General features: G+C 70.1%; 8 protein-coding genes. All 8 read right to left on the bottom strand.

Annotation, left to right across the window (positions count from 1 at the left end):
* Positions 1–16: 16 nt before the first annotated feature.
* The gene (ileS, locus tag RR3_RS08745; RefSeq protein ID WP_048770988.1) at positions 17–3,169 is read right to left on the bottom strand and encodes an isoleucine--tRNA ligase; all 3,153 of its coding nucleotides are present in this window, start codon (positions 3,167–3,169) and stop codon (positions 17–19) included.
* A 289-nt stretch (positions 3,170–3,458) separates the two neighbouring features.
* Positions 3,459–3,680, bottom strand: a complete 222-nt coding sequence (locus RR3_RS08740) for a hypothetical protein (RefSeq protein ID WP_010594396.1) — start codon at positions 3,678–3,680, stop codon at positions 3,459–3,461.
* A 42-nt stretch (positions 3,681–3,722) separates the two neighbouring features.
* On the bottom strand, positions 3,723–4,574 hold the full coding sequence (wag31, locus tag RR3_RS08735; RefSeq protein ID WP_010594395.1) for a DivIVA-like cell division protein Wag31: 852 nt from the start codon (positions 4,572–4,574) through the stop codon (positions 3,723–3,725).
* A gap of 148 nt (positions 4,575–4,722) precedes the next feature.
* On the bottom strand, positions 4,723–5,013 hold the full coding sequence (locus RR3_RS08730; protein ID WP_003938221.1) for a YggT family protein: 291 nt from the start codon (positions 5,011–5,013) through the stop codon (positions 4,723–4,725).
* A 114-nt stretch (positions 5,014–5,127) separates the two neighbouring features.
* Positions 5,128–5,796 (bottom strand): cell division protein SepF, encoded by a 669-nt coding sequence (locus tag RR3_RS08725; RefSeq protein WP_003938220.1) that lies wholly within the window; start codon positions 5,794–5,796, stop codon positions 5,128–5,130.
* Between the two features lie 31 nt (positions 5,797–5,827).
* On the bottom strand, positions 5,828–6,565 hold the full coding sequence (locus tag RR3_RS08720; RefSeq protein WP_010594394.1) for a YggS family pyridoxal phosphate-dependent enzyme: 738 nt from the start codon (positions 6,563–6,565) through the stop codon (positions 5,828–5,830).
* A gap of 74 nt (positions 6,566–6,639) precedes the next feature.
* The gene (pgeF, locus tag RR3_RS08715; RefSeq protein ID WP_234420097.1) at positions 6,640–7,395 is read right to left on the bottom strand and encodes a peptidoglycan editing factor PgeF; all 756 of its coding nucleotides are present in this window, start codon (positions 7,393–7,395) and stop codon (positions 6,640–6,642) included.
* Positions 7,392–8,588: a cell division protein FtsZ gene (gene ftsZ / locus RR3_RS08710; RefSeq protein ID WP_010594392.1), complete on the bottom strand. Its 1,197-nt coding sequence runs from the start codon at positions 8,586–8,588 to the stop codon at positions 7,392–7,394. The genes pgeF and ftsZ overlap by 4 nt, the downstream gene beginning before the upstream one ends.
* Between the last annotated feature and the right edge of the window lie 96 nt (positions 8,589–8,684).

The following is an 8,684-nucleotide window of genomic DNA, read 5'->3' as shown; positions in this document are numbered from 1 at the left end:
GGCGTCACCGGGACGCTCATGCCTTGACGATCGCCGCACGCACCCCTTCGCCGAGCTCGAGCGCCCCGTCGCCGGCGGGTGCCAGTTCGAAGCTGGTGGCCAGCACCTCCGAGGCGATGAGCGCGCGGTGCCGCATCGCCCAGTCGGCGCGGTCGGCCGGCACCTCGAACACCACGCCGATGCGGTCCGAGACCTCCAAGCCCAGGTTGCGGCGCGCGTCCTGCAGCTCGCGGATCCGGTCCTTCGCCCAGCCCTCGGCCTCGAGCTCCTCGGTGACCGTGGAGTCCAGCACCACCAGGCCGGCGCCGCCGGGCAGCGCCGCCGTGGACTCCGGCTCCGCCGCCACCAAGCGCGTGGTGTACTCCTCCGGCAGCAGGGCGATGCCGGCGGCGGTGACGGTGCCGTCGTCCGCCTCCGACCAGTCCCCGGCCTTGACCGCCTTGATGACCGTCTGCACGTCCTTGCCGAGGCGCGGCCCCGCGGCGCGGGCGTTGACGACCAGTTCGAAGCGCCCGTGCGCATCGACGTCGTCGGTCAGCTCGACCGACTTCACGTTCACCTCGTCCTGGACGAGATCGGCGAACGGCTGCAGCCGGTGGGCGTCGGGGGCGGCCACGGTGACCTGCGGGAGCGGCAGCCGCACGCGCAGCTTCTGGGCCTTGCGCAGCGAGAGCACCGTCGAGCACACCGCGCGGACCTCGTCCATCGACTCGACCAGGGCCGGGTCGGCCGGCAGCTCCCCGGCCGCCGGCCAGTCCGCCAGATGCACGGAGCGACCGCCGGTCAGGCCCCGCCAGATCACCTCGGTGACCAGCGGCAGCAGCGGGGCCGCCAGGCGGCTGACGACCTCGAGCACGGTGTGCAGGGTGTCGATCGCGTCGGCGTCCTCGTCCCAGAACCGGCTGCGGGAGCGGCGCACGTACCAGTTGGTGAGGGCGTCGCAGAACGTGCGCAGCTCGTCGCAGGCCCCGGCGATGTCGACCACCTCGAGGGCGTCGGTGATCGCGTCGCGGGTGGCAGCGAGCTTGGCCAGGATGTACCGGTCGAGCACGTGCGGCGAGTCGGTGCGCCAGGTGCCGGGCTCGGACGCGTACAGCTGCAGGAAGCTCCACGCGTTCCACAGCGGCAGCAGCGCCTGCCGGACACCCTCGCGGATGCCCTGCTCGGTGACGACGAGGTTGCCGCCGCGCAGGATGGGCGAGGACATCAGGAACCAGCGCATGGCATCGGAGCCGTCGCGGGCGAACACCTCGTTGACATCGGGGTAGTTGCCCTTGGACTTGCTCATCTTCAGCCCGTCGTCGCCGAGCACGATGCCGTGCGCCGCGACGGTCTTGAAGGCGGGCCGGTCGAACAGCGCGGTGGCCAGCACGTGCAGGGTGTAGAACCAGCCGCGGGTCTGCCCGTTGTACTCGACGATGAAATCGCCCGGATAGTGGGAGTCGAACCACCCCTGATTCTCGAACGGGTAGTGCACCTGCGCGAACGGCATCGAGCCCGACTCGAACCAGCAGTCGAGCACCTCGGGGACGCGGCGCATCGTCGACGTCCCGGTCGGGTCGTCCGGGTTGGGCCGGGTCAGCTCGTCGATCATCGGCCGGTGCAGGTCGGCCGGGCGCACCCCGAAGTCGCGTTCGAGTTCGTCGAGGGAGCCGTAGACGTCGATCCGCGGGTAGGCCGGGTCGTCCGAGACCCACACCGGAATCGGGCTGCCCCAGTAGCGGTTCCGGCTGATGTTCCAGTCGCGGGCACCTTCGAGCCACTTGCCGAACTGTCCGTCGCGGATGTGCTCGGGCACCCAGGTGATCTGCTTGTTCAACTCCACCATGCGGTCCCGGAACTGGGTGACGGCGACGAACCACGACGGCACCGCCATGTAGATCAGCGGTTGCCCGGACCGCCACGAGTGCGGGTAGGAGTGCTCGATCGTCTCGTGCCGCAACAGCTTCCCGGCGGCCTTGAGGTCCTTGATGATCACCGGGTTGGCGTCGAAGACCTGCAGCCCCTCGTAGGGCGGGACCATCGCGGTGAACTTCCCGCCCGGATCGAGCGGCTGCACCAGTTCGATGCCGTTGCGCTGGCAGTACTCCATGTCTTCTTCACCGAAAGCCGGTGCCAAGTGCACGATTCCGGTGCCGGAGTCGGTGGTGACATAGTCGGCGGCGATGATCCGGTGGGCGTTCTCGCGGCCCACGAAGAAGTCGAACGGCGGCTCGTAGGCCAGACCCACGAGGTCGGCGCCGGAATAGCGGCCGAGCACCTCGGGTTCGTCACCGAGTTCGCGCGCGTAGTGACCGACCCGCTCCTGCGCGAGCACGTAGGTCTTGCCGTCGGCGCCGCGCACGCCGACGTACTCGATGTCGGGATGCACCGCGATCGCGAGGTTGGACGGCAGGGTCCACGGCGTGGTGGTCCAGATCAGCGCGCACGCGCCGTCGAGCTCGGAGCCGGGGGCGCGCAGCACCATGTCCACGGTCACCGCCGGGTCCTGGCGCATCTTGTACGCGTCGTCGAGCCGGGTCTCCTGGTTCGACAGCGGGGTCTGCTCGTACCACGAGTAGGGCAGCACCCGGAAGCCCTGGTAGATCAGGCCCTTGTCGTAGAGCCGCTTGAAGGCCCACATGACCGACTCCATGAAGTCCAGGTCCAGGGTCTTGTAGTCGTTGTCGAAGTCCACCCAGCGGGCCTGCCGGGTGACGTAGTCGCGCCACTCCCCGGTGTACCGCAGCACCGACGTCTTGCAGTAGGCGTTGAACTCGGCGAGTCCCATCGTGTCGATCTGGGACTTGTCCGTGATGCCGAGCTGCTTCTCCGCCTCGAGCTCGGCGGGCAGGCCGTGACAGTCCCAGCCGAAGCGCCGCTCGACCTTCTTCCCGCGCATCGTCTGGAAGCGCGGGATCAGGTCCTTGACGTAACCGGTGAGCAGGTGGCCGTAGTGCGGCAGACCGTTCGCGAAGGGCGGGCCGTCGTAGAAGACGAATTCCTCGGCGCCGTCGCGGTTCGACACCGAGGCGCGGAAGGTGTCGTCCTTGGTCCACCCGTCGAGGACCTCGACCTCGAGCTCGGGGAAATCGACGCCCGAATCCTTGGCCACCCCGTAGTCGACGAGCGGGTACTTGCCGGTCGACGCGACCGGGGCCTGCGGGGTGTCGGGGGTGCTCTTCGTCACAGCGTGACTCCTCGTGCCTAGACGTGTCCGGCACGGGGACGATCACCGCGCACTGTGCGCCGGCAACCGCGGTACCACCCCGCTTGCACCGTCTCTCCGGGCTCTGCCGGCGAGACGGGCCTCTCGTTCGGGCTGTGACGGGCCCACCCGTTCGGTTCTACTGAGCAGTGCCGGTCGGCACGGCCTTTCTTCCGAAGGCTCCCCGGTGATGGCCGGATCGTCGCCGTCCCCGGCGGCCGCCGGGGCAGGACTACAGAGTCTGTCCTCGAACTATTCTATGCCGCCGCGCTCACTCGCCGGCATCGCGTCCCCCGCGACGCCGGTCCGGTTCGGCTGCCGTCGCCGTCGGGGGCGCGGTCCGCTTGCCGCCCAGCGCGCTGATCAGCAGCAGGACCGCGCCCACCACACACACGACGATGCAACCCCAGGCCCACAGCACGGAGCCCGTCATGAGCGCCACGACGAGCATGCCGAAGCCGACGGCTGCGAGGGAGAGCGTCACTACCAGCACGGCGCACCCTCCTCCGAACCCGGCATCGGACCCCCGCCTCGATCAGCTGTTGCCCTTGGCGAAGGACGTGGACCCGAACGAGGAGTTCGACTGGTTGAACGCCTCCTGGCCGCCGTCGACCGGCACGGCGGAGCCGCGCTGCTCGAGTTCCTCGAGCTGGGATTCGAGGTAGGACTTCAGGCGCACCCGGTACTCACGTTCGAACGTCTTGAGCTGCTCGATGCGACCCTCGAGCACCGAACGCTGCTGGTTGATGGTCGCCATGATCTCGGTGTGCTTCTTCTCCGCGTCCGCCTGCAGCGCGTCGGCCTTCTCCTTGGCCTGGCGCAGCTGCGTCTCCGAACGGGTCCGGGCGTCGGCCAGCATCGCCTCGGACTTCTGCCGCGCGTCCGCGATCATCGCCTCGCTGCGAGTGCGCGCATCGGAGATGAGCTGCTCGGAGTTGGTGCGGGCGTTGCGCAGCAGTTCCTCGGCCTCGGTCTTGGCGTCGCCGGTGAGGCGGTCCGCCATCTCCTGGGCCAGACCGAGCACCTTGGCCGCCTGCATGCTCGCGTCCGCGGAGGCCGGTGCGGCCGCGACCGGTGCGGGCGCCGGCGCCGGCGCCGGAGCGGGCGCGGGCTCCGGCGGCTTCGGCGCCTCGACGACGCGCGCGGGTTCCGGTTTGGCGGCCGGGGCCGGAGCCCCACCGGAACGGGCACCCTTCTTGGCCTCGGCCAGCTCCTGGTCGAGCTCGGCCACCCGCTGCCGCAGGTCGGCGTTCTCCTCGATCAGGTGGGTCAGTTCCTGCTCGACGAGATCCAGGAATGCGTCGACCTCGTCCTCGTTGTAACCACGCTTTCCGATCGGCGGCTTGCTGAACGCGACATTGTGCACATCAGCTGGGGTCAGCGGCATGGAAGGATCCCTTCACGCGTCGTGTGAGCGGTCAAGCAAGCATTCAGTTATATCCACAGTGCGTCACGCGTATCAAACTCACTGTAACTGGCACCCCATTCTGGCACAGGGCGGCTTTCACGCGGATCGTCCGAGCAGGTGTCGGCCGTCAGAGCGTCCCACCTCGGGGAATGAATGCCATGAGGAAGTAGACGATGAAGAGCAGCACCATGATGGACAGATCCAGTCGCACCCCGCCGAGATTCAGCGGAGGAATGAGCCGGCGCAACAGTTTCACCGGCGGATCGGTGACCGTGAAGATTGCCTCGAGAACGACGACGACGAATCCCGTCGGCTTCCAGTCCCGCGCGAACGTCCGGATGAACTCGACGATGATCCGGCCGATCAGCAGCAGCCAGAAAATGAACAGCAGGAACCAGAGCACCTCGAATACGGCCACCCGCCCACTCTGCCCGACGACGGCGCATCGAGCCAAACCGAAACGCCCGGCATCCGGTGTTGCACACCGGGCACCGGGCGTCGACCGTGCCGGGAACCGCCGCGGCGGATCAGGTCACTGCTGGTTGTAGAACCCCGTCTCCGCGATCCGGCGGCGTTCCTCGGCGGAGACGTCGATGTCCGCCGGGGACAGCAGGAACACCTTCGTGGCGACCTTGTCGAACGAACCGCGCAGCGCGAAGGCCAACCCGGCCGCGAAGTCGACGAGCCGCTTGGCGTCGGCGTTGCTCATCTCGACCAGGTCCATGATCACCGGGGTGCCGTCGCGGAACCGCTCACCGATCGTGCGGGCCTCGCCGTAGTCCCGGGGACGCAGCGTGGTGATCTTCGACAACGGGCCTCCCTCGTCGAACAGCGCGCCGCGACGGGCCTCGGACCGTTCCAGGCGGCCCTCGGAACCGAGCGACGACCGCGCGGCGGCGCGGGCCGGCGGCGGGGTCGGGCGCGGTGCGCGGGCCGTGATCGGCTCCACGCGCGCCGCCCGCACGGGCGGCTCGTAACGATCGAAACCGTCCGGTTCGAAGTCGCGGCCGGCATCCTCCCGCCGCGACGCCTTGTACTCGTCCCGGTGCGACGGTCCGTAACCACCGCCCGCGTACGGCGGCTCGTCGTAGTCCCGGTCGCGCTCGCGGCGGGCGCTCGCGGGGTCGTCGAGGTAGTCGTCCTCGTACTCCTCGAGCGGCACCATCCCGAAGTACGCCTTGAACTTGTGGAGTGAGCTCATGGATCAACCTTCCTCGCGCGGCGGTCGCCACTCAGGCTAACGGCCGCGCGCCCAACACCGCGGTTCCGACACGCACGCACGTCGAACCCCATCGCACCGCCGCCTCGAGGTCGCCGGACATCCCGGCCGACAGTTCGGTGGCCTCGGGATGATCGGAACGCAGCGCGGCATGGAGCCCGGCGAGCCGTTCGAAGGCGGCGTCCGGGTCCCAGCCCAGCGGCGGCACCGCCATGAGCCCGCGCAACGCGAGCCCGGCGGTCCCGGCGATCTCGTCCGCGAGCGCGCGCAGGTCGGCGGAGCTCACCCCGCCTCGCTGCGGGTCGTCGTCGAGACTGACCTGCAGCAGGACGGACAGCGGCGTGTCGCGGTCACCGGAATCCCGCGCGGCCCGCGCACCGGAGTCCAGTGCGTGCGCCAGCCGGGCGCTGTCGACCGAGTGCACGGTGTGGGCCCAGCGGGCCACGGCACGCGCCTTGTTGCGTTGCACCCGGCCGATCATATGCCAAGCGACGGCAGGATCGGTTGTCCGCGAACGGAATTCGGCAACCTTCGCGGTTGCCTCCTGTTCGCGGGATTCACCGAAGGCGCGGCACCCGAGTCCGTAGAGGATCTCCACGTCGGAGACCGGGAAGAACTTCGTCACCGGCAGCAGCGCGATCTCCGCCGGGTCGCGGCCCGCCGCCCGGGCCGCGGCGTCGAGCCGCTCGTGTGCCCGGCGCAGTCCGTCGGCGATCTCGGCACGCCGCGCGTCGGCGTCCGCTGCGGTCACCTGCCACCTCCGGCGGCGGGGTTCATCGGCCACCTCCGGCGGCGGGGCTCATCGGCCACCTCCGGCGGCGGGGCTCATCGGCCACCTCCGGCGGCGGGGTCCGGTCCGGCCTCGAGCCAGATCACCGCCGCCAGCCGTCCGGTCGGCGCCTGCCGGCGATGGCTGAACAACGTCGGATCCTCGATGGTGCATCGGGGATCCTCCGCGACGGCCGTGACGCCGTGTTCGAGCAGTTGCCGTCGCAACCCGGCCCGCAGGTCCAGCGCGGGCGTGCCCGCGACGGTGCGGGTGGCGCTACCGGGCAGATGCGCCTCCACGTCGGCCTGCATCGAAGCGGGCACCTCGTACCGGCGGCCGCTCGCAGCAGGTCCGAGGAACGCGCCGATGCGCTCCGGTCGCGCACCGAGTTCGGTCATCGTGTCCAGGACCCGGGGCACGATCCCCACGCGGGCACCGATCCGGCCCGCGTGCACGGCGGCGATCACGCCCGCCTCCTCGTCGGACAGCAGCACCGGCACGCAGTCCGCACTCAACGTGACGAGCGCGAGACCGGGCTCGCGCGTGACCAGCGCGTCGGTCGCGGGCACCGGGCCGCGGACCGGGCCGTCCACGACGGTGACGTTGCGACTGTGGATCTGCTCCATCCACACGAGCCGCTCGTAGGGCAGTCCGATCACCGAGGCGAGCCGGCGCCGGTTCGCCTCGACCGCGGCCGGGTCGTCACCCACGTGGTCACCGAGATTGAAAGAGTCGTAGGGCGGGGCGGAGACGCCGCCGGCACGGGTGGTGACGACCCGCCGCGCCCGCAGCACCGGCTGTGTCACCGTCAACGGCGCATGAAGATCGGCACGTCGACGTCGTCGTCGCCGTCCTCGTCCGTCTCGACCGGCCGCGCCGGCTGGGCCGACCCGATCGGCGGGAGGGAGCTGCCCGCGACGGGTTGCTGCTCGCGCGCCGGCATCTCCTCGGCCCGTTCCCGCTCCGAGCGACCGACGTCGCCGGCACGCCCCGCGCCGACGGTGCCGCCGCGCGTTGCGGGGGTCGGCGGGGCCGACTCGACGGGACGTCGCGCCGGGGTGCCGCCGTCGAACCCGGCCGCGATGACGGTGACGCGCACCTCGTCGCCCAGGGAGTCGTCGATGACCGTGCCGAAGATGATGTTCGCGTCGATGTGGGCGGCCTCCTGCACCAGCGAGGCGGCCTCGTTGATCTCGAACAGGCCGAGGTCGGAGCCGCCGGCGATGGACAGCAGCACGCCGCGTGCACCCTCCATCGACGCCTCGAGCAGGGGCGAGTTGATCGCCGCCTCGGCGGCCTTGATGGCCCTGCCCTCGCCCCGGGAGGAACCGATGCCCATCAGGGCGCTGCCGGCGCCGGACATCACGCCCTTGACGTCCGCGAAGTCGACGTTGATCAGGCCCGGGGTGGTGATGAGGTCGGTGATGCCCTGGACACCGTTGAGCAGCACCTCGTCGGCGGAGCGGAACGCGTCCATGAGGCTGACGGCGGCGTCGCCGAGCTGCAGGAGCCGGTCGTTGGGGATGACGATGAGGGTGTCGCACGACTCGCGCAGGGTCTGGATGCCCGTGTCGGCCTGGCTGCCGCGGCGCTTGCCCTCGAACGAGAACGGCCGCGTGACGACGCCGACGGTCAGCGCTCCGAGCTTGCGGGCGATGCTCGCGACCACGGGCGCGCCGCCGGTGCCGGTCCCGCCGCCCTCACCGGCGGTGACGAAGACCATGTCGGCGCCCTTGAGCACCTCTTCGATCTCGTCCTTGTGGTCCTCGGCGGCCTTGCGGCCGACCTCGGGGTCCGCACCGGCGCCGAGCCCCCGGGTGAGTTCGCGGCCGACGTCGAGCTTGACATCGGCGTCGGACATGAGCAGGGCCTGCGCGTCGGTGTTCACCGCGATGAACTCGACTCCCTTGAGTCCCTGTTCGATCATGCGGTTGACCGCGTTCACGCCGCCACCGCCGATACCGACGACCTTGATTACGGCGAGGTAGTTGTGCGGGGGCGTCATGGGCTCTCGCCTTCCTGAGAAATCGGTCACGCTTCGATCATCATCGGTGAGGTACGGACAAACCCTCAACCACAGGTCGATGGTTATGTCAAGTAT

Origin of the sequence: Rhodococcus ruber NBRC 15591, from assembly GCF_001894945.1 — a bacterium.
Taxonomy (GTDB): Bacteria; Actinomycetota; Actinomycetes; order Mycobacteriales; family Mycobacteriaceae; genus Rhodococcus; species Rhodococcus ruber.
This window is presented reverse-complemented; position numbering and strand designations above follow the sequence as displayed.